This is a genomic window from Staphylococcus lloydii (assembly GCF_015775975.1).
Lineage (GTDB): Bacteria > Bacillota > Bacilli > Staphylococcales > Staphylococcaceae > Staphylococcus > Staphylococcus lloydii.
The window spans coordinates 2501926-2521482 of record NZ_CP064056.1 but is presented as its reverse complement, the minus strand read 5'-3'; the positions used below and the strand labels follow the sequence as shown (position 1 = coordinate 2521482).

Here is a 19557-nt window from a genome sequence, read left to right as displayed (position 1 = left end):
GTAAAAGTTATTACCAAGGCATTGGGCCATTACCATCGATAAATGTACCAGTTGGACCATCTTTATCGATGGTTGCTAGTTTAACGATAGGTTTGATGCCCTCAGTTGCTGGCTTAGCATTGTTACTTGCATCTCCAACTAAATCAGTGTTCGTGGATCCTGGATCTGCGGCGTTAACTTGCATGTGTGTTAAGTCATTAGCATATTGAACAGTTAACATTGTCACTGCAGATTTAGATGAGCAATAAGCAAGTGAATTTACTTTTGATTCATCTTTGCTAGCGTCTGTTACCATGCCAAATGAACCTAAACCACTGCTTACGTTGACGATGACAGGTTGGTCTGACTTTTCAAGTAAAGGAATGAAATGATTCGTCACGCGGACTAAACCAAATACATTCGTGTTATAAACCTCTTCCATATCATTAGCTGTAATATCACGAGGTTTTGTAAAACCACCGGAAATCCCAGCATTATTAATTAATACATCTAAGCGGCCTTCTTGCTGTTTGATTGTAGCAACGGCGTTATTCACAGAATTATCGTCGGTAACATCTAACACAACATAATCAACACCAAGTTGTTGTGCAGCTTGTTGACCACGTTGTTCATTACGTGAACCAATATATACTTTATGTCCTTGTTCTTTTAAGACGCGTGCGGTTTCAAAACCTAATCCTTTGTTACCACCTGTTATTAAAGTGATTTTCATAATTATTCCTCCTAATTGTGATCGAAAAATATTGTGACAAGTTGATCACGTATTTGTTTATTTGTTAAACCGCGACCATCGTGTTGAAATTCATAATTTTGTGTAGACAATGTATTTAACAAAGCGTCTACTTTAAATTTAGCTAACATTTCATCTAAGTCATGTCCTACTAATGGTAAATAGTAATTAAAAAGAGTTTGATAAATATCAGTTTCTTTAAAACTCCATTTTTTTGTGGTATTTTCAACACAACTTAATATCGCTTGATTGGCCAATTTGAAGTTCAGGAAAAGGTCGATTGAGTGAATGAATATTTCTCTTTTGGAAGCTTCAACTTGGGCAATACGTTGCATGTCTTCAATTAATAAATAGAAATCAGTATGGGTTATTTGATAACACAATGACCCTTTGTCGCCGAAATGGCGATAGAGCGTCCCGATTCCCATTCCTAAAGCATTAGCGATTTGATTCATACTTACCTGTGTTACCCCATAGGTTTGGAATAATTCGTGTGCTTTTCTTTCGATTCTTTGTTTATTGTTTTGGGCATCTTTCCTCATTAGTGCACCATCCTCGTTTTATTAATCACAGAAATGGATACGTCTCCGATTATTATAAAAATAAATTATTTTAGACACAATAAATTTAAACCGACGATGATTACGAGGAGTTATTAATGGTTATAACAATAACCATGCTATAATGAAACATGAAAAAATATAGTAGAGGTTTGTAATCCTTAGCATAATGAAAGTGTGGCTATCCCGCTATAACTATGGAGGTAAATAATAAATGACAAAAAGTATACTTGTTATTGGAGCGACTGGAAAGCAAGGCTATGCAGTAGTTCAACAATTACTAGATGAAGGTTGGCATGTACGTGCTTTAACGCGTAATGCAAATAATGAAAAGTTATCAGCATTAAATCACACTAATTTAGAAATTTTTGAAGGCGATTTAAGTAATAAAGAAGCATTAGAACAAGCAATGGCAGGGCAATACGGAGTTTATAGCGTTCAACCTATTATTAAAGATGACGTTGAAGAAGAATTACGACAAGGTAAAAGTATTATAGAGACGGCAAAACAGCAAAATATAGACTATGTTGTATATAGTACGGCTGGCGGTGTAAACCGTAATCGTAAGGGCCCGCATTTTGAGGCATTAGCTGAAATTGAAAATACGTTAGCATCATCATCATTAAATTATACAATTATTAAACCGTCATTTTTTATGGATAATTTTTTAAGAATTACGACTGTCGAAGAAGGTCGTATTTATATACCAGAATTTATTTCGCCAGATATTAAATTCGCAATGATTTCAACTGAGGATATAGCTAAAATAGCCGTAAATATTTTTAATGACGCACCACAATATAATCATCAAGCAATCGAAATAGCATCTGACGAATTATCATTAAATGAAGTGATAGAAATATTCTCATCTGCTACTTCTAAACCAGCAATGATACAAGGTTCATTTACAAGTGGGACGGCAGAAAGATCATGGTTAGAAGATAAAGGATACGAGGTTAATTTTGACCAAATGGATCAACTTAACCCGGGACGATTACATTTAAATGATTGGATATTGAAACAACAATTTTAACGTCAAAATAATTTTTAGATATATGGCTTTGGTGCATATCAAAGACTCAGACTGTCGACAAAGTCACTGGCTTTGTTGGCATTTTTTTATACATGTTTTGCTTTGGCTAAGGTTGCTTCTAAAATCACTATAACCATTTTGCGGAGTAGTATAACTTATATTCTAAATCATACTAAAAAAGAGATTAAACAACGTATTTACATTGCTTAATCTCTTGAATATAGTTCAATAGCACATGTGCAAAGAACTTTTTAATTGGTCTTTGAAGTCAAAATATTACAGCGTTTTGTGCCTTGGGTAATTTACCATCATTCGTACTTAAGCTTTAGCGTCTATGACACATCTAAAGCCCATGTTGCCAGTAGAGCTATCAGGTGTATTGGAAGAACGTGCCGCAACCCGATAACGATTACAATAAGAACGGTGACATAGATAAGAACCTCCACGAACGACTTTACTATCACCACTTTGAGGTCCTTTTGGATTTACTTTACCGCCTTTTTTATGAAGGTTCGTAGTAAACCAGTCACTACACCATTCCCATACATTTCCTGCAACATTATAAAGACCGTATCCATTTTCTGGAAATGATTTTACTGGTGCTGTACCTAAATAACCATCATCTAGTGTATTTACCTTTGGAAATTGTCCTTGCCAAATATTACACATGTGTTTGTCATTTGGCAGCAACTCGTCACCCCACGGATATTTCTTCTGGCTTAAGCCACCTCTTGCAGCATACTCCCATTCTGCTTCAGTCGGTAACCGTTTGCCTGCCCATTCACAATAAGCATTCGCATCATTCCATGAAATATGTACCACAGGATGCTCCATGCGATTGTTAATAGTAGTTCCTTGACCTTCTGGTTGATACCAGTACGCATTTGGAACGACACACCACCAAGGCGTTTGTGGCAGACGTTGAGGTACTTTATTCATTATATTGGAAGATAATAACTGATAAAATACAAAGGACCAACCATATTTTTCAGCGTCAGTTTTATAACCCGTGTCATCAACAAAAGCTTTAAATTGTGCATTAGTAACTGCACATGCATCTATATAAAAAGCGTTTAATTCAACTTTACGGATAGGGCCTTCACCATCAGATTTAAAACCTTCTTTACTATTCGTGCCCATTAGAAAGTTACCAGCTGGAATCAATACCATCGATTCCGTGGAACCATAATGTGTTGCCTTTTTTTCAGTAAACTGCACAGATTCAGAACCTTTTGAACTATCAAATTTTCTATTAGGTGTACAACAATCTTTAGCCACTTGAAATTCATCTTCCTTTATAATTAAATTTATCTATTGTACCAACCAGTTGGATTTTTTTTAGTGATAGGATGCAAATAATGATTATCTTTAGGATATAACATATCATCCATCGTGTTTCTATTTTTATATGTTGCATTCGAATAGGTACTTCTTAAAATGTCTTGAAGTAGGTCCATTTTTAATTCTTGTTTTATTTGTTTATAGTTGTCATCATTGAACAGATTATTTAATTCATTCGGATCATTCGTTAAGTCATAAAGTTCGCCATCATCTTCTTGGAAAGTATAATTCACAAGTTTATATGATTTATTACGTATCATTGTTAAATAATTGTCTTCACATATAATATGTTTACGATGTGGCTCACCGTTAGCGTCATAAAGTTTATTTAAAAATGAATGTCCATCTAAATACTCAGGGACCTTAATGCCAACAGACTCAAGTATTGTGGGTCCAATATCAATTAATGATATAAGATCGTCATTTTTTGAAAGTTGTTCTTTTCTAGTATCCCATACAATTAATGGCACTTTCACTGCGGCATCATACATCAACCATTTATATGGTAATTTATGGTCACCAAGCATGTCCCCATGATCAGATGTGAAAATAACGATAGCATTATCTAAATAACCTTTTGCTTCCAAATCTTCCATTATTTCTCCAATTTTTTCATCTATAGTACTAATTTTTGCGAAATAGTGACGTCTTAAATGCTGAATATCTTTTTCAGAAGCATTAGCCATATCGACTTGTGCATCGCCATCAGCTCTTCTGAAATATTCTTGATGGGCATAATGTTGCGGCGGCTTTTCAGATAGTTCATCTTCTTTCCAGACTGCATCGGGCATTTTTTTATCTGCATAGTGGTCTAATTGTCTTGGTAATGGATCGTACACTTCATGTGGGCCGGTAAAGCCAATTTGTAAGAATACGGGTTGCGTTTGTTTATGTCTGTTAATCCAAGCTAAAGCCGAATTACCGATAAACACATCTGAGTGTAAATGTTCCGCTAACTCCCAAGGAACCCCTTGATATTTAGACATCCAGTCAGGATCAGTTAATTGTTGATTTAGTGGTCTTTCCGTGTCATAAAAAGATAAATAGCGTCCCCATTCATCCTCTCGACCATCGGCTTTAGCCAATTCATTTTGTGGATTTTCTACTACAAAACGTTCATGGAAGCCCATGCTATCGTAGGTAGGCGCCACATGCATTTTCCCTATGTTTACACAATGATAACCATTTTCTGCCAAGTCATGTACCCATGAACGTTGATGCCCCCATGAGTTAAACAAGTTATAAACACCCGTGTTATGAGGATACATTCCAGTAAATATGGCTGCTCGGCTTGGCACACAAGTTGCCCCAGGGCAAAAAGACTGTTCAAAAGTAGTGCCATTTTTGACAAGTTGATCCATATTTGGTGTATGCATCTGTTCGAAACCTAATTCTGATATAGTATCAAAACGTTGTTGGTCAGTCATTATCATTATGATATTAGGTTGCGTTTGGTCGTTATTAGTCATAAAAAATTCCCCTTTATCTAATCAATTTAATTGATACTTTTGTATATTTAACAATGTAATCGTAATATAAAAATCTACAATCTTCACTTACTCTCAACTTTTTCATTCGCTATGTCTTCATCCCATTTTCCACCATTATTCCAATAAGCTTGTATTTCTTCAAATGTGCGTCCGTTTGTTTCGGGAGCTAATTTAAATACAAAAATCCAAGAAATAATTGCGAGAATACCAAAAATAAGGAAAATCACTTGGCCGCCAAAATTTTCAAACATTGTTAAGAAGAACATAGATACAATTAAATTAGCGACAAGGTTTGCAGTTAACATTAATGAAGAGCCGATTGAACGCAAACGTGATGGTAACGTTTCAGATGCGTAAACCCACACAAGTGAACCAAATCCAAATGAATATCCAACTCTAAATAGGAAAATAATAATTACAGATAAGTACATCATCCAAGATGAAATAAAGCCTATTAAGAAAAGTAATGCTAAGACAATATTAGCAATAATCATAAAACTAATACCCATCAGTAATGATTTTCTACGTCCCCACTTATCTATAATAAGAGATGACGTCACTTCCGCAATTAAGGCAATCAATTGGGTAATACCAGTTATTAAAATACCATTTGAAAAACTAGCAAATCCAACCTTTTGGAAGATGATAGGTCCATAATAAACAATAGCATTTATACCAGTTATTTGAACAAAGATACCCAATCCTAAGATGAATATTGTTCCTTTAATATATTTAGTCTTAAATAACTCTGAAAATTTACCACTTTCATTTTGGTGTACTTCTTGATCAATTTTTGCCAATTCACTTTGTACTTTTTCAGGTGCTTCTAATTTTTGTAACGTTTTAATGCCTCTTTCTCTATGCCCTTTCATGATATACCATGTTGGTGTATCTGGAAATCGTAAGATAGCTATGACTAGTACAAAAGCTATAATTGCAGAAACGCCAAGCATTGCACGCCAATTTCCAGTTTGTGAAAAATAAAGATTTATAAATGATGCTAATGAAATACCAATTGTAGTAGCAATTTGGAACGTAACTAACATAGCACCTCTAATTTTATATGGTGATATTTCTGCGATGAAAACTGGAGCAACTACGATAGTAACCCCTATTGATAAACCAAGAATAAAACGTACGACGATTAAAAACCACACATTAGGTGGGAAAGCACTAAGTATTGCAAGAATTACGAAAGCCGCTGATACAAAAATCATGGTATTTTTTCTACCAATTTTATTTGATAATTTCCCGCCAAACATTGCTCCCAAAATAGAACCTGCAACCACAGCAGAGCTTACTAACTCAGCCATTCTAGTGGACAATCCCATCTCTTGTTTTAAATACGGTAATGCACCACTTATATTACCTGTATCGTAGCCGTAGACTGCCCCTAATGCAGCTACAGTGATTGCTATAAATATAGCATAGTGACTATTATATTTATTTGTTTTGTTATCTTTCAAAAAAACACTTCCTTTAAGTATAATCCATTATATAAAGCGCTTACATTAACTTTAAAAAATATATACATTGACTACGTCAATGTATGGTAGGAGTCAACATTTCAATACATGGGTTAGATAAAGAACATTTTTATTCCCATAATAATTAAAACCACAGATAATAATTTCATAATTAAATTTTCTGGAATTTTCTTTGCAATATAGAGTCCTATATTTGCACCTATGGAAATACCAATTCCACCAATAATGATAATAATCCAATTGATATTACCTTCAATAATTTGAGTGGTTGCACCGACTGTCGTATATATTAGTAATGAATATACGGAAGTAGAAGCAGCTTGTTTCGGTGACATTTTAAATATATAAATTAAAATTGGAACGATCAGCCATCCACCGCCAATACCCAAATAATTTGATAAGATACCCATCATAAATCCTAGCGATATATACCAATATTTGTAACTGGATTTTTCAACATATGTTGTACGTATATTGGGATTTTTGGATTTTTTGGAAATGCTTTTAACTAATAGAAAAACACCCATTCCTGCCAAAAGTATTGAAAAGCTTAGATAAAAAAATCAGAATGATAGTTTTTTAAAAGATATGACCCTATAAATGTGCCCGGTATAGCACTAATTCCCATTATTGTGCCTTCTTTAAAGGCAATATTGTGTTGTTTAAAATAACCTAATGTACCAATTAAGGAGTTAACAACAACGATCACTAACCCTGAACCTGCTGCTATTTCAGGTGAAACTTTAAATAATATCAATAAAAATGGTACAAATATAAATCCGCCACCAGCTCCAATGATTGTTCCATAAGCTCCGGCAAAAATACTAATGCATAGCATAAAAATGATAGCGCTTAAACTCACTATTCTCCCTCCTTTTGCTTACTATAATTTTTGCACGAGATAGCGTGATACTCAAATTCTGATTGTGTATAGGCTATTACTAAATGGAATACCTATAATAGAGATGAGATGTGGTAAAATTTAAATAATAATATGGGGGTTTATTATGGATATTAATAATTTGAAAGTATTTTGTGACATTGCTGAAAATGTAAGCTTTACTGAAACGGCACAAAAGCATTTCATTTCACAATCAGCTGTAACAAAGCAAATTAGAAAATTAGAAGACTTTTATAGGAGTACATTTTTTTACAGAAATAGCGGAGTTACTACATTAACAGAGGCTGGCAGTATATTTTATCCATACGCCAAAGAATTAGTGAGGCTCAATGATTTAGCGTATGATGAAATCCAAATGCAAAATAGTCAAAAAAGCCCAGTATTAACTGTAGGTGCTAGCTTTACAATCGGTGAGTATTCTTTACCTAATTTAGTCATTGAATTAAAAAAACAACATCCTAATGTACAGATAAATTTAAAAATTGGTAATACACCAACCATCATAAAAAAATTAGAACATAATGAAATTGATATTGCATTGGTAGAAAGTGAATTTGACCAAAAGAATTTTAGCGTATTTAACTTTGAAAAAGATATTATAGTACCTGTTTGTTCCAACAAAAATGACTTAAGTAAATTGGAAAAAGTTACTGTAAATGATCTTTATAAAGAGCAAATGATTGTACGAGAATCAGGATCAGGTATGAGAACAGCAATAGATAATCATTTAAACCAATATGAATTTTTAGAGAAAAGTAAAGTGATGGAATTAGGCAGTATTCAAGCGATTAAGAGTGCTATAGAAGCTGATTTGGGAATTAGCTTTTTGCCAAAAATTTCAATACAAAAAGAATTAAAATTGGATACTTTAAAAATTATAAATGTCGAAGAACTAAATATTTCAAGAGACTTTTGGTGTGTTCAAAAGCCGACACGCTTTAAAAAAAGAATCGTCATAGAGTTTTTAAATTTATTAAAACAGTCTAGTTAATTTAACGCTAATTAGACAAGTGTGATACGTATGCCACACTTTAAATGACTTGAAAATTTATTGAAAAGCTTTCAACCTTTATCTAGTTAAAATTTCAGTCGGTTACGACATTTATATTTACCGTGACGTCTCTATATTCTATGACTTTGGTATATACCAAAGTCTTTTTTTATTTTAATAGTTGGTTGCGTGAGAGTGCACTCTAAGGTTTATGGTTGAACCATAACATTAAAGGAGGTTTCACGTATGGGGAAATTTAATAATCTTAATGGAAAAGTTATCGTTATTTCAGGTGGCGCAAAAAATTTAGGGGGCTTATTAAGCACTACTTATGCTGAACAAGGAGCTAGATTAGTCATTCATCATCACGATGATAACTCTTTGGATGAAGCTAAAAGTACATTGGCTAAAGTGCAGCAAGTCGGCGGGGAGGCTACGCTCTTTAAAGGTGACCTAACAAAGATAGAAAATATTAAAGCACTATTTCAACATGCAGAATCTACTTTCGGTAAAGTGGATATCGCAGTTAATACTGTAGGCAAAGTATTGAAAAAACCAATAGCAGATGTTTCTGAAGAAGATTTTGATCAAATGCAAGATATTAACGCCAAAGTGGCTTACTTTTTTATCAAATACGCAGAGCAGCATATGAATGAAAACGGTAAGATTATTACTTTAGCGACATCATTACTTGCAGCATACACTGGTTTTTATAGTACGTATGCCGGTGAAAAAGCGCCCGTGGAACATTATACAAGAGCAGCTTCAAAAGAATTTATGGATAGAGGCATTTCCGTTAATGCGGTAGCGCCTGGCCCAATGGACACACCATTCTTTTATCCTCAAGAAGAAGATGAGGCCGTAGCATTTCATAAATCTCAAGCACTCCATAATCAATTAACACAAATCGAAGACATTGTGCCAATCATTACATTCTTAACGTTGGACGGTTGGTGGATTAACGGTCAAACACTATTTGCTAATGGTGGTTATACGACACGCTAATCATCGCTATGTAGAAAACGACAGTATAGAAAAATGTGAGTTATAGGAAGTTGAAATATGGACTTTCTATAGCTCCTTTTATGTCTTAGCTCGTTGAAGAAGGGTATGAATAAAAGTATTATCACGTATAGTAGGAGGGGATTTTATGCGTGTAAAACAAGTAGCAGAAAATTTAGGGATTAGTGAACATACGATTCGCTATTATGATAAAGCAGGTCTTTTTCCTTTCGTTGCTCGCGACGATAATGGTTATAGAGATTTTTCAGAAGATGATTTATTTTGGATAGAATTTATCAAATGTATGCGTCAAACACACATGCCTGTATCACAATTAAAAGAAGTAGCAGAATTATATGACCAAGGTAGTGCAACTAAGTCTCAGCGACAAGCAATATTTGCACGTCACAAAGAAAATTTATTGCATCAAAAAGCATTAATAGAAGAAGGTCTAGCTACATTGGAGAATAAATTTAAAATTTTAGAAAATGAATAACATCGAGAGGTGAAAACATGGAGAAGAAAGAAGTCAGTATGACGGAATTGTTTTTCGATTTGATTTTCGTCTATATTTTATCGACGATTAATCATACGATTGAAGGTCTATCACATAACTTAATGTCGCCAGAGGGTTTGGGTAAAAGTTTTATGCTATTCCTAGTATTTTATTCGATTTGGATTTATCGTACTTTGCTCGTGAATAGACTGTTTAATAAAAAGTGGTATCAATATTTGTTTGTTTTTGTAGACATGTTTTTAATAATTATATTATCGAAAGCAATTAATGGAGACTTTCAACATACATTTAAGCCATTTGTATTAACTTCAGCGCTTATATATTTCAGTATCATTATTCAATATTTTATAAATTATAAGTTGAGTGACTCTAAAGTAGATATACGGCTGGTAAAAGTATATACGACTGGTAAAAGTATATACGACTGGCTTATCACTGACTGTAATTATTGCGTTGATTTCTACTTTATTACCGTCACAAATTAACTTTTGGGTCTATTTTATCTGTATATTTATTGTGGCGGTTTATCCACTATTGTTCTATAAAGTTTCGGAAGAGAATGCCATTTTCTTTAATCATTTAACAGAACGTTTAAGTTTATTAATTATATTATTGTTTGGTGAAGGGCTTGTATTATTAATTCAAAATATTGAATTAAGCCATGTAAATATTACAGATGCATTATATTTTGTCTTTATCGTTATATTATTTGTGGTTTATACATTGCATTATAAATCCACTGATAAAAATACGCAGTCAAAGACAGGATTTATGACAATGTACTTGCATTTATTTTTAATTTATTCGCTAGACGTCATATTTTTATTGATGAATAAGATGTTAGCGGAGCATCATTTAAATACTGGAGAAATATATGGTTTTGTGATCTTTATTATTCTCTTCTTCGCTTTTGTTTTTGGCAATGTGACGGCCCACAAAACGAAGACGACGCATTAGTTAAACGCTATGAATTGCTAAGTATATGAATGATGTGTAATTATGAATATAAAATTTTGATAGTGTCATAACGTAGTCAATGCTAGGAGTGAAATAATGAAAACTGATATGCAAGCGATGGTTATTCACAAATATGGCAATCACCCCGTACAACAAGAAACTATGCCGTTACCGAGTATGAACCCTTATGAAGTTAGGGTGAAAATAAAAGCGGCCAGTATTAATCCAATAGATTATAAAATTCGCGATGGTGGCTTAAAATTATTATTAAAATTTCAATTTCCTTTAATCTTAGGGAATGACTTTTCTGGCGTCATTACTGAAGTAGGCAGTAAGGTAAAAAACTTTAAAGTCGGCGATGAAGTATACGGAAGACCAAGAAAAGAAAAAATAGGCACATTTGCTGAATATATTGCGATAGATGCCAGTGAGATTGCACTAAAACCAGAACAATTATCTTTTGAAGAAGCGGCGAGTATTCCGTTAGTAGGCTTAACTGCTTATCAAGCATTGAATGACATCATGCATTTGAAAGCTGGAAATAAAGTGTTGATTCAAGCAGGCGCTGGAGGTGTAGGAACCTTCGCAATTCAATTAGCCAAAGCAATGGGTCTATATGTTGCCACTACGGCAAGTGAGCGTGGTTATGAACTTGTAAAAGCATTAGGTGCTGACGAAGTAATTAATTATAAGGCCGAAGATTTCTCACAACGCTTAAGTAATTATGATGGCGTTTTTGATACGCTAGGTGGTGAAAGTTTAGATAAATCATTTGAAATATTAAAACCACATGGCACAATTGCTTCAGTTTCCGGTATTCCGACAATTAAATTGGCAAAACGTTTAAAACTGAATAAATTCAAACAATTATTATTACGCGTTGCCTCTGCCAAATTAGTAAAACGCGCTAAAAAGTATAATGTAAATTATGAATTTTTATTTATGCAGCCGAGCGGTGAACAGTTAAATATTATTAGTAACCTCATAAATGAAGGCAAAATTACGCCAATCATTGATAAAGTGTATGCATTTGAACAAACACAAGACGCGATAGCATATTCAAGTAGTGGTAAAGCTAAAGGCAAGATTATTATTTCTATGGATAAATAATGACTAAAGGTTTGTGATTAAAATGAAAAAATTATGATTGTTAATACAAGTTCAGATTTTTTTGGCGCACATTACAAGAAGACGGGACTTTGGTTAGGCGAATTGGTTCATTTTTATAATTATTTCAATGATAGCAACTATGAAATAGATCTATATAACATAAGTGGAGGCAATACGCCCATTGACCCCGTTAGTCTTAGCCCGGCAATGTTAGACAAAACTACAAAAGCGTATTATAAAGATTCAAACTTTATGAGTTTATTGCAATATGCCCAACCTATCAGTGAAGCCAATCCAAACGATTATGATTGTATCTACTTCACTGGTGGCCATGGAGTAATGTATGATTTTACGGATAATCAGTATATTCAAGAAGCAGTTAAACAGATTTACGATAATGGCGGTATTGTGGCAGCAGTTTGTCATGGTATTGCTGCATTAGTAAATGTTAAAAATGATAACGGTAGATTTTTCATCGATAATAGAGAAATAACAGGTTTTTCCAATACAGAAGAATTGCTAGCCAAACGTAACAAATACGTTCCTTACAAATTAGAAACAAAATTAAAAAGTCGTGGCGCTCAATATAGTAAAGCTACGTTGCCATTTAGACCTTACGTTAAAGTAAGTGACAGGTTAGTAACGGGTCAAAACCCACAATCTCCAAAACAAGTAGCACAAGCGATCGAAGCATTATGGGGTTAAGACTGAAGGTAGTCTGAAAATTGAATTATAAAGTAACCGCGCACACTGATTTAATATTTTTTGTGAATATAGTGCTTATGAAAATTTAATAACTTTATCTTGCTAAACCTCTTTCAAATACCATCTTATTTGAGGGAGGTTTTCATGTGTTCATTTAGATAATAAGTACAAAATAATTTGCTTTATCGTGATGTGAATTATTGCTATAATAGGCGAGTATGTTCAGATATAGATATTGCGTAGGCTACAATTCGAAGTGTTAAATTGTATATTTAAAGCTTAGGTTGGAGTTGTATAAAAAAATAACAATGTATAATGAACTTTTAGATTAGCAACGAGGAGGATATATTGTTGAATCAATTAAAATCAATTCTAGGTTCACTTATCGAACCTTTAACGAAACCCGAAACTTATCAGGCGCTCTTATCAAATCTAATTATGATTATCGTATACATCATCGTCGCGTTCATCGTAATACGCATTGCCAACAAAGTTATTGAACAATTCTTCAAAGTTCAAAATAAAGGCAGAAAAGCTAACAAGAAGCGTTCACAAACATTGGTTTCTCTCGTGCAAAACGTCGTGACGTATGTCGTTTGGTTTATCGTTGTAACAACGATTCTTAGCAGATTAGGTATTAAAGTTGAAGGCATAATTGCCAGCGCAGGCGTAGTCGGTTTAGCAGTTGGTTTTGGTGCTCAAACTGTCGTGAAAGATATCATTACAGGATTCTTTATTATCTTTGAAAATCAATTTGATGTAGGTGACTATGTTAAAATAAATAGTGGTGGTACTACAGTAGCAGAAGGTACCGTTAAATCAATTGGATTAAGATCAACACGCGTTAATACTATAAGTGGTGAGTTGACTGTCTTACCTAATGGTAGCATGGGCGAAATCACTAACTACTCAGTAACTAATGGTGCAGCAATCGTAGCAATACCTATTGCAGTTAGTGAAAATGTTGATAAAGTAGAAGAACAGTTAAAAGAATTATTCACTGCTATGCGTTCAAAATATTATTTATTTATTACTACGCCAGAATTTATAGGTGTTGATTCATTCACAAGAGATGAACTTATTTTACGTATTTCTGCCGAGACAATTCCAGGTGAAGGTGCATCGGGTGCACGTATATTACGCAGAGAGATTCAACATTTCTTTAACGTAAAAGGCATTGAGGTACCGCAGCCAACTATGGTACAAAACGATGCTAATAATCAGTAATTCATTGTAGCTCATGGTGGAGGTGTAAAGAATGACATCACAGTACAACCTTAATGATATTGTAGAGATGAAAAAACAACATGCATGTGGCACAAATCGTTTTAAAATTATTCGTATGGGCGCAGACATCCGTATAAAATGTGAAAATTGTCAGCGCAGTATTATGATTCCAAGACAGACATTCAATAAAAAATTAAAAAAAGTACTTGTATCTAATCAAGTAGCGGAAGATAAGGAGAATAACTAATGGCTTTAACAGCAGGTATCGTAGGTTTACCGAACGTAGGGAAGTCTACACTTTTTAATGCAATTACAAAAGCAGGTGCGCTAGCAGCAAACTATCCATTCGCGACAATCGATCCTAACGTAGGTATTGTTGAAGTACCAGATAGCAGATTAAATGTCTTAACAGATATGGTTCAACCGAAAAAGACCATCCCAACTACATTCGAGTTTACAGATATAGCGGGTATCGTAAAGGGTGCTTCTAAAGGGGAAGGTCTAGGTAATAAATTCCTTTCACATATTCGTGAAGTAGACGCAATTTGCCAAGTAGTGCGTGCGTTTGACGATGACAACGTAACACACGTATCTGGTCGCGTTAATCCTATTGAAGACATCGAAGTTATCAATATGGAACTTGTATTAGCAGACTTAGAATCTGTAGAAAAACGTTTGCCTAAGGTAGAAAAAATGGCACGACAAAAAGATAAAGATGCGGTCAACGAAGTACGTATCTTAACAACAATTAAAGAAGCATTAGAAGAAGGTAAACCAGTGCGCAGTATCGAGTTTAATGATGAAGATCAAAAATTTGTAAACCAAGCGCAACTATTAACTTCTAAAGATATGTTATACATCGCTAACGTCGGTGAAGATGAAATCAACGATGACGAAAATGATAAAGTAAAAGCGATTCGTGAATATGCCGAAAAAGAAGATTCAGAAGTTATCGTGATAAGTGCTAAAATCGAAGAAGAAATTGCTGTCTTAGATGAAGACGATAAGGCAATGTTCTTAGAAGATTTAGGTATTGAAGAACCAGGTCTAAACCGTTTAATCCGTACAACATATGATTTATTAGGCTTAGCAACATACTTTACAGCTGGTGTCGAAGAAGTGCGTGCTTGGACATTTACAAAAGGTATGACTGCCCCACAATGTGCTGGTATTATTCACACTGACTTTGAACGTGGTTTTATACGTGCAGAGGTAACATCTTATGATGATTACGTAGAACACAATGGTGAGCACGGTGCTAAAGAAGCTGGTAAACAACGTTTAGAAGGTAAAGAATATATCATGAAAGACGGAGACGTCGTTCACTTTAGATTTAACGTGTAATATTATAAAGTTTGTTGAACACTTCCTTAAAATAAGGGAGTGTTTTTTTATGTTGTAAATAAAGTAATGTGAGCAGTAAAAATAAATGTTGTTTGCCTTAACTCAATTTTAGTTCCTAATATTAAAGGCGCTAACAGTTATAAAGCGATACGTTGAGGCACTTAGTTTCTATATATAATAATCCCTATAAAAAAGAAGGGAGCATAATATGTATAGAAAATTACGCAACAAAACTATCGCAAGCATATTAACTTTGGTTTTAACATTGTCAGCAGTTGGATACTTCGCCAACGAAGATCATCAATATATAAAAAGCGCAAATGTACAACAAATAAATGAGTACAATCCATTGTCTAACACCGCCGATGCGCGTGGCAAACGTAAACAAGGTGGCGAAATGAAAAATAAGGCGCGAAAAGGTAGTAAGTGGAAAGGTAAATCTAACCCGAGAAGTAATAATACTAAAAAGCATACACCGAGTAAAAAACATAAAGGTGGTAAAAAGACGAAAGGATCTAATAAAAAGAAAAGATAAGGAAGCGTTAAAATGAATCCAGTAATTTTTAAGTACGATAATATAACGCAGCAGATAGAAACGATGTTGCGTTCATTTCACAGTTGGTTAAAAGACTATTACATAACGACTAAGCCCGTTTTAGTAACCTTCACAAAGGACACACTTTATGTGAATGATTGCGTTGAAGACACAATCGTTTTCGAGGATAGTCACAAAATATTATATTCACTTAACGATATTGAAGACTACCGACTCCCGGAAAGTTATTACTCGAAAAGCATTACTGCCGATGACAACGTAGTATTAACGGTTTTATATGATATTTGTCGGGAGTTAGCCATTTTTTATATTGCAGATCGACGACAACAAAACTATGGTGAAATTGTACAGTTTGATAGAGATGAACAAACGATAGCATTTTTACAACAAATGATGATGTATCAATATTATTTTTTGAACTACAAACCAACAGAAAGTGCAATAACGATCAGCTACACACGCCAAGTAGATAAAAGTTTAAAAAAGACGTTAAAGCTTTGTACACAATATATAAAAGAACAATTTGATTTTCCCATGCCGGTCGATATTAAAATTTCAACAACCGACTATGATTTTGCAGGTCAATTTAGTGCACCACATTCACCTTTTGATAAGGCGCTGATAAAAGTAACGGCAAAAGATTTCCAATACTTATTAGGAGAATTGGGACGTTATGACGCCGAACTCAATATATGCCGTATATTGTTACATGAAGTCTTACATTATCAAATATGGGTGGAAAGCCAATGGTTTATAGATGTCGAAGCGGAAGAGCAACAAGTTGAAGAGCTTGAAGAAAAGCACATTAATCTATTTATAGATCGATATATGTAAAAAAAGACCAAGCCTTAGTAGACTTGGTCTTTGATAGTTATTATGAAATAAACCAGCTTGTATCTTTGTCTGGACTTGTATAGTTAGCATCAACATCTTGATCTAACTCAGGTGAATGATATTGATCAGTATATTGCCATAATGCATATTTTCGTGAAGGTTGTGTTTCATTATAGTTAGCTAACCAGAAACCATCATAAGTACTAACAGTGTTAGTTAAATTCTCTTCCATAAAGTTTTGGTAAGAATAAAGTAAAACCTTTTTATTACCTGCGAGGCCTTTCATTTCGTCGTACCAAGCATTTGTACTATCGTCGATGCTGCCAGAAGTTACTGAATTTTGTTCAAAGTCATTGATATAAAAGCTTGCTTTTGGTGCTCTGTTATGTAAAGTTTGTGCTTCATATCTTGCATCATCAGGGTTTTCATACATGCTGTAAGAATAAACACCAAATGGTAAATCGTATTTATCCAACAACTCAGAATTATGTTCGAGTGAAGTATCAATATTTTCAGAACCATATTGTGCACGAATAATAATAAAATCATAGTTGTCTTTTAACTTTTTAACTTGATCCGCAGTCAAGTCGCCTTGCCATTCTGAAATATCTAAAACGCGGTTGCCTTGTTGCGTTGTCCCTGCTTCAGTTTGTACTTTACTTTGATTATTTTTATCTGGATGTTTTTCTAAATATTGTTTATAACCATAACCCATTGTCCCTTTTTGAGCATTTGGTTGTTCAGCAGCATTTGCCGAATAAGATACTAACGCTGTACTTGCTAACGCACACGTTGCTACAATGCCTTTTTTCATTAACGAAACCATATATGTCTCCTTTAATCCACTAAGATTTATGTATTTTAATAATTTTAATTTTAATTAGAACCTATGCTAAAATAATTAAAGACTTTTATCAACTTTACTTATTAAAATATTTAAATTGCTCAACAAAGCATTTTAAATGTTTTTAATTAATGGAATTATTTAATTATGAGGCTACGTAAATGAGCCAGTTTTAACAATTCAAGAACGGTAAACGCATTGTAAAATGTAAAAGGTTATGCTATAATTCTTGATTGTGAGTAATGAAAATTATTCCTTGCCTATTGATTCTTAATAGGCCGTATAGTCCACAAGGAGGTGCAAAGATAAATGAGAACATATGAAGTTATGTATATCGTTCGTCCGAATATCGAAGAAGATGCTAAAAAAGCAGTTGTTGAACGTTTCAACGGCATTTTAGCTTCAAGAGGTTCAGAAGTACTTGAAGCTAAAGACTGGGGTAAACGTCGCCTTGCATATGAAATCAATGATTTCACTGAAGGTTACTACAACATCGTTCGTATTCAAACAGAAGATAACGAAGCTACTGACGAGTTCCAACGTTTAGCTAAAATTAACGATGATATCATCCGTTACATCGTTATCCGTGAAGACGAAGATAAGACAAGAAAATAATTGGGGGCGCTTAAATGATAAACAGAGTTGTTTTAGTAGGTCGTTTAACTAAGGATCCAGAATACAGAACAACACCCTCAGGCGTGAGCGTTGCGACGTTTACCTTAGCGGTGAATCGTACGTTTACCAATGCGCAAGGGGAACGCGAAGCTGATTTCATTAACTGCGTCGTTTTTAGAAAACAAGCAGAAAATGTTAATAACTACTTATCAAAAGGTAGTTTAGCTGGCGTTGACGGTCGCTTACAATCACGTAGCTATGAAAACCAAGAAGGACGTCGTATTTTTGTTACAGAAGTTGTTTGTGATAGCGTTCAATTCCTTGAACCTAAAAACCAAAACAACCAACGCCAAAACCAATCTGGAGGCAACGACTTCCAAGATTACGGTCAAAGCTTTGGTGGTCAACAATCTGGACAAAACACGTCACGTAATAACAACAATTCATCAAACAATAATCAATCAGACAACCCATTCGCTAATGCGAACGGCCCTATTGATATTAGTGATGATGACTTACCATTCTAATTATTAGTGCATAGTTAAACACTATTTTGAGAGAGTTAGGATAAACAATACAATCAATGAACGTATTATAAAAAATCTAATTTGAAGGAGGCAGTTAACCATGGCAGGTGGACCAAGAAGAGGCGGACGTCGTCGTAAAAAAGTTTGTTACTTTACAGCAAACGGAATTACACACATCGACTATAAAGACACAGAATTATTAAAACGTTTTATTTCTGAACGTGGTAAAATTTTACCTCGTCGTGTAACAGGTACTTCAGCTAAATATCAACGTATGTTGACAATCGCTATCAAACGTTCTCGTCATATGGCATTATTACCATATGTTAAAGAAGAACAATAATAGATATTGTATCTGTACAAACCCCGTAGGCTTAGGCCTACGGGGTTATTTTTGTGGGTTTGATGTTGGAAAGTTAGCAAAGTGCGAGAATTTGAGAGGATTTGGGGATAAAAAATGTTGAAGTATAAAAATTAAAGAGGATCGTGAAATGCGACATCACAAGATGAAATAATGAATCATCACCTCTCTATTTAAAATAGCTTATGTAAATAGCAAGGATTACACATATTGCGGCACCAATAGCTTGTACAATAAAAATTGAATAGAAAGTGCTTTTTCTCATTAATTTTAATTTGTTACCTTTAGCTTTTCTATTATTATCCCAACGAAATATTGCTGCCCAAAAATAAGCGTAAATAGGTATAGCAATGATTCCAACTATAATAGCAACTGGTAAACTCATAAAAGTCTCCTTTTTTATATTAGAATATCATAAACATAAT

23 protein-coding genes and 1 pseudogene are annotated in these 19557 nt (G+C 34.1%); 16 read left to right on the top strand and 8 right to left on the bottom strand.

What is annotated here, in order from left to right; translation table 11 throughout:
* Positions 1 to 10: 10 nt before the first annotated feature.
* Together ISP08_RS12575 and ISP08_RS12570 are read right to left on the bottom strand one after the other, a co-directional pair.
* Positions 11 to 715 carry an SDR family NAD(P)-dependent oxidoreductase gene (locus ISP08_RS12575; protein ID WP_195719355.1) on the bottom strand — a complete coding sequence of 235 codons (705 nt, stop codon included), beginning with the start codon at positions 713 to 715 and terminating at the stop codon, positions 11 to 13.
* An 8-nt stretch (positions 716 to 723) separates the two neighbouring features.
* Positions 724 to 1272 carry a TetR/AcrR family transcriptional regulator gene (locus tag ISP08_RS12570; protein ID WP_195718867.1) on the bottom strand — a complete coding sequence of 183 codons (549 nt, stop codon included), beginning with the start codon at positions 1270 to 1272 and terminating at the stop codon, positions 724 to 726.
* A 232-nt stretch (positions 1273 to 1504) separates the two neighbouring features.
* On the opposite strand from ISP08_RS12570, the gene ISP08_RS12565 reads away from it, so the two are divergent.
* Positions 1505 to 2323, top strand: coding sequence for an NmrA/HSCARG family protein (locus ISP08_RS12565; RefSeq protein WP_195718866.1), 819 nt, complete (start codon positions 1505 to 1507; stop codon positions 2321 to 2323).
* A gap of 318 nt (positions 2324 to 2641) precedes the next feature.
* On the opposite strand, the gene ISP08_RS12560 is transcribed toward ISP08_RS12565, so the two are convergent.
* The 4 genes and pseudogenes from ISP08_RS12560 to ISP08_RS13000 all read right to left on the bottom strand — a co-directional run bounded on the left by ISP08_RS12560 (position 2642) and on the right by ISP08_RS13000 (position 7479).
* Positions 2642 to 3622, bottom strand: coding sequence for a formylglycine-generating enzyme family protein (locus tag ISP08_RS12560; RefSeq protein WP_459213915.1), 981 nt, complete (start codon positions 3620 to 3622; stop codon positions 2642 to 2644).
* Between the two features lie 8 nt (positions 3623 to 3630).
* On the bottom strand, positions 3631 to 5133 hold the full coding sequence (locus ISP08_RS12555; RefSeq protein WP_195718865.1) for a sulfatase family protein: 1503 nt from the start codon (positions 5131 to 5133) through the stop codon (positions 3631 to 3633).
* Between the two features lie 83 nt (positions 5134 to 5216).
* Entirely contained in the window at positions 5217 to 6620 is a 1404-nt protein-coding gene (locus tag ISP08_RS12550) for a sugar porter family MFS transporter (RefSeq protein WP_195718864.1), read from the bottom strand.
* A gap of 113 nt (positions 6621 to 6733) precedes the next feature.
* Positions 6734 to 7479: pseudogene (locus ISP08_RS13000) on the bottom strand (sulfite exporter TauE/SafE family protein).
* Positions 7480 to 7648: 169 nt separating this feature from the next.
* Between ISP08_RS13000 and ISP08_RS12540 the strand changes: the two are divergent.
* The 12 genes from ISP08_RS12540 to ISP08_RS12490 all read left to right on the top strand — a co-directional run bounded on the left by ISP08_RS12540 (position 7649) and on the right by ISP08_RS12490 (position 16785).
* On the top strand, positions 7649 to 8533 hold the full coding sequence (locus ISP08_RS12540; RefSeq protein ID WP_195718863.1) for a LysR family transcriptional regulator: 885 nt from the start codon (positions 7649 to 7651) through the stop codon (positions 8531 to 8533).
* A 246-nt stretch (positions 8534 to 8779) separates the two neighbouring features.
* Positions 8780 to 9538 carry an SDR family oxidoreductase gene (locus ISP08_RS12535; RefSeq protein WP_195718862.1) on the top strand — a complete coding sequence of 253 codons (759 nt, stop codon included), beginning with the start codon at positions 8780 to 8782 and terminating at the stop codon, positions 9536 to 9538.
* A gap of 145 nt (positions 9539 to 9683) precedes the next feature.
* Positions 9684 to 10031 (top strand): MerR family transcriptional regulator, encoded by a 348-nt coding sequence (locus tag ISP08_RS12530; RefSeq protein WP_195718861.1) that lies wholly within the window; start codon positions 9684 to 9686, stop codon positions 10029 to 10031.
* A 17-nt stretch (positions 10032 to 10048) separates the two neighbouring features.
* Positions 10049 to 10537 carry a low temperature requirement protein A gene (locus tag ISP08_RS12915; protein WP_229294137.1) on the top strand — a complete coding sequence of 163 codons (489 nt, stop codon included), beginning with the start codon at positions 10049 to 10051 and terminating at the stop codon, positions 10535 to 10537.
* Positions 10506 to 11009, top strand: coding sequence for a low temperature requirement protein A (locus ISP08_RS12910; RefSeq protein WP_229294136.1), 504 nt, complete (start codon positions 10506 to 10508; stop codon positions 11007 to 11009). Before ISP08_RS12915 ends, ISP08_RS12910 begins: the two co-directional genes overlap by 32 nt.
* 108 nt (positions 11010 to 11117) lie before the next feature.
* On the top strand, positions 11118 to 12119 hold the full coding sequence (locus ISP08_RS12520) for an NADP-dependent oxidoreductase (RefSeq protein ID WP_195719353.1): 1002 nt from the start codon (positions 11118 to 11120) through the stop codon (positions 12117 to 12119).
* 33 nt (positions 12120 to 12152) lie between these two features.
* Complete coding sequence (locus ISP08_RS12515; protein WP_195718860.1) at positions 12153 to 12824, top strand: type 1 glutamine amidotransferase domain-containing protein; 672 nt, start codon at positions 12153 to 12155, stop codon at positions 12822 to 12824.
* Between the two features lie 351 nt (positions 12825 to 13175).
* Positions 13176 to 14051: a mechanosensitive ion channel family protein gene (locus ISP08_RS12510; RefSeq protein ID WP_195718859.1), complete on the top strand. Its 876-nt coding sequence runs from the start codon at positions 13176 to 13178 to the stop codon at positions 14049 to 14051.
* Between the two features lie 31 nt (positions 14052 to 14082).
* Entirely contained in the window at positions 14083 to 14298 is a 216-nt protein-coding gene (locus ISP08_RS12505; protein ID WP_048793683.1) for a DUF951 domain-containing protein, read from the top strand.
* A complete protein-coding gene (gene ychF / locus ISP08_RS12500) occupies positions 14298 to 15395 on the top strand; it encodes a redox-regulated ATPase YchF (RefSeq protein ID WP_195718858.1) in 1098 nt (365 codons plus the stop codon). Before ISP08_RS12505 ends, ychF begins: the two co-directional genes overlap by 1 nt.
* 208 nt (positions 15396 to 15603) lie before the next feature.
* Positions 15604 to 15930 (top strand): hypothetical protein, encoded by a 327-nt coding sequence (locus tag ISP08_RS12495; RefSeq protein ID WP_195718857.1) that lies wholly within the window; start codon positions 15604 to 15606, stop codon positions 15928 to 15930.
* 12 nt (positions 15931 to 15942) lie between these two features.
* Positions 15943 to 16785, top strand: coding sequence for a hypothetical protein (locus tag ISP08_RS12490; RefSeq protein WP_195718856.1), 843 nt, complete (start codon positions 15943 to 15945; stop codon positions 16783 to 16785).
* A 40-nt stretch (positions 16786 to 16825) separates the two neighbouring features.
* On the opposite strand, the gene ISP08_RS12485 is transcribed toward ISP08_RS12490, so the two are convergent.
* On the bottom strand, positions 16826 to 17611 hold the full coding sequence (locus ISP08_RS12485) for a GH25 family lysozyme (protein ID WP_195718855.1): 786 nt from the start codon (positions 17609 to 17611) through the stop codon (positions 16826 to 16828).
* 327 nt (positions 17612 to 17938) lie between these two features.
* Here ISP08_RS12485 and rpsF point away from each other — a divergent pair, with 327 nt between their 5' ends.
* From rpsF to rpsR, 3 genes are all read left to right on the top strand, one after another.
* A complete protein-coding gene (rpsF, locus tag ISP08_RS12480; RefSeq protein WP_048793678.1) occupies positions 17939 to 18244 on the top strand; it encodes a 30S ribosomal protein S6 in 306 nt (101 codons plus the stop codon).
* A 14-nt stretch (positions 18245 to 18258) separates the two neighbouring features.
* Positions 18259 to 18771, top strand: a complete 513-nt coding sequence (gene ssb, locus ISP08_RS12475; protein ID WP_048793677.1) for a single-stranded DNA-binding protein — start codon at positions 18259 to 18261, stop codon at positions 18769 to 18771.
* Positions 18772 to 18871: 100 nt separating this feature from the next.
* Positions 18872 to 19114: a 30S ribosomal protein S18 gene (gene rpsR / locus ISP08_RS12470; RefSeq protein ID WP_048793676.1), complete on the top strand. Its 243-nt coding sequence runs from the start codon at positions 18872 to 18874 to the stop codon at positions 19112 to 19114.
* 187 nt (positions 19115 to 19301) lie between these two features.
* On the opposite strand, the gene ISP08_RS12465 is transcribed toward rpsR, so the two are convergent.
* Positions 19302 to 19517 carry a hypothetical protein gene (locus tag ISP08_RS12465; protein ID WP_195718854.1) on the bottom strand — a complete coding sequence of 72 codons (216 nt, stop codon included), beginning with the start codon at positions 19515 to 19517 and terminating at the stop codon, positions 19302 to 19304.
* Positions 19518 to 19557: the final 40 nt, after the last annotated feature.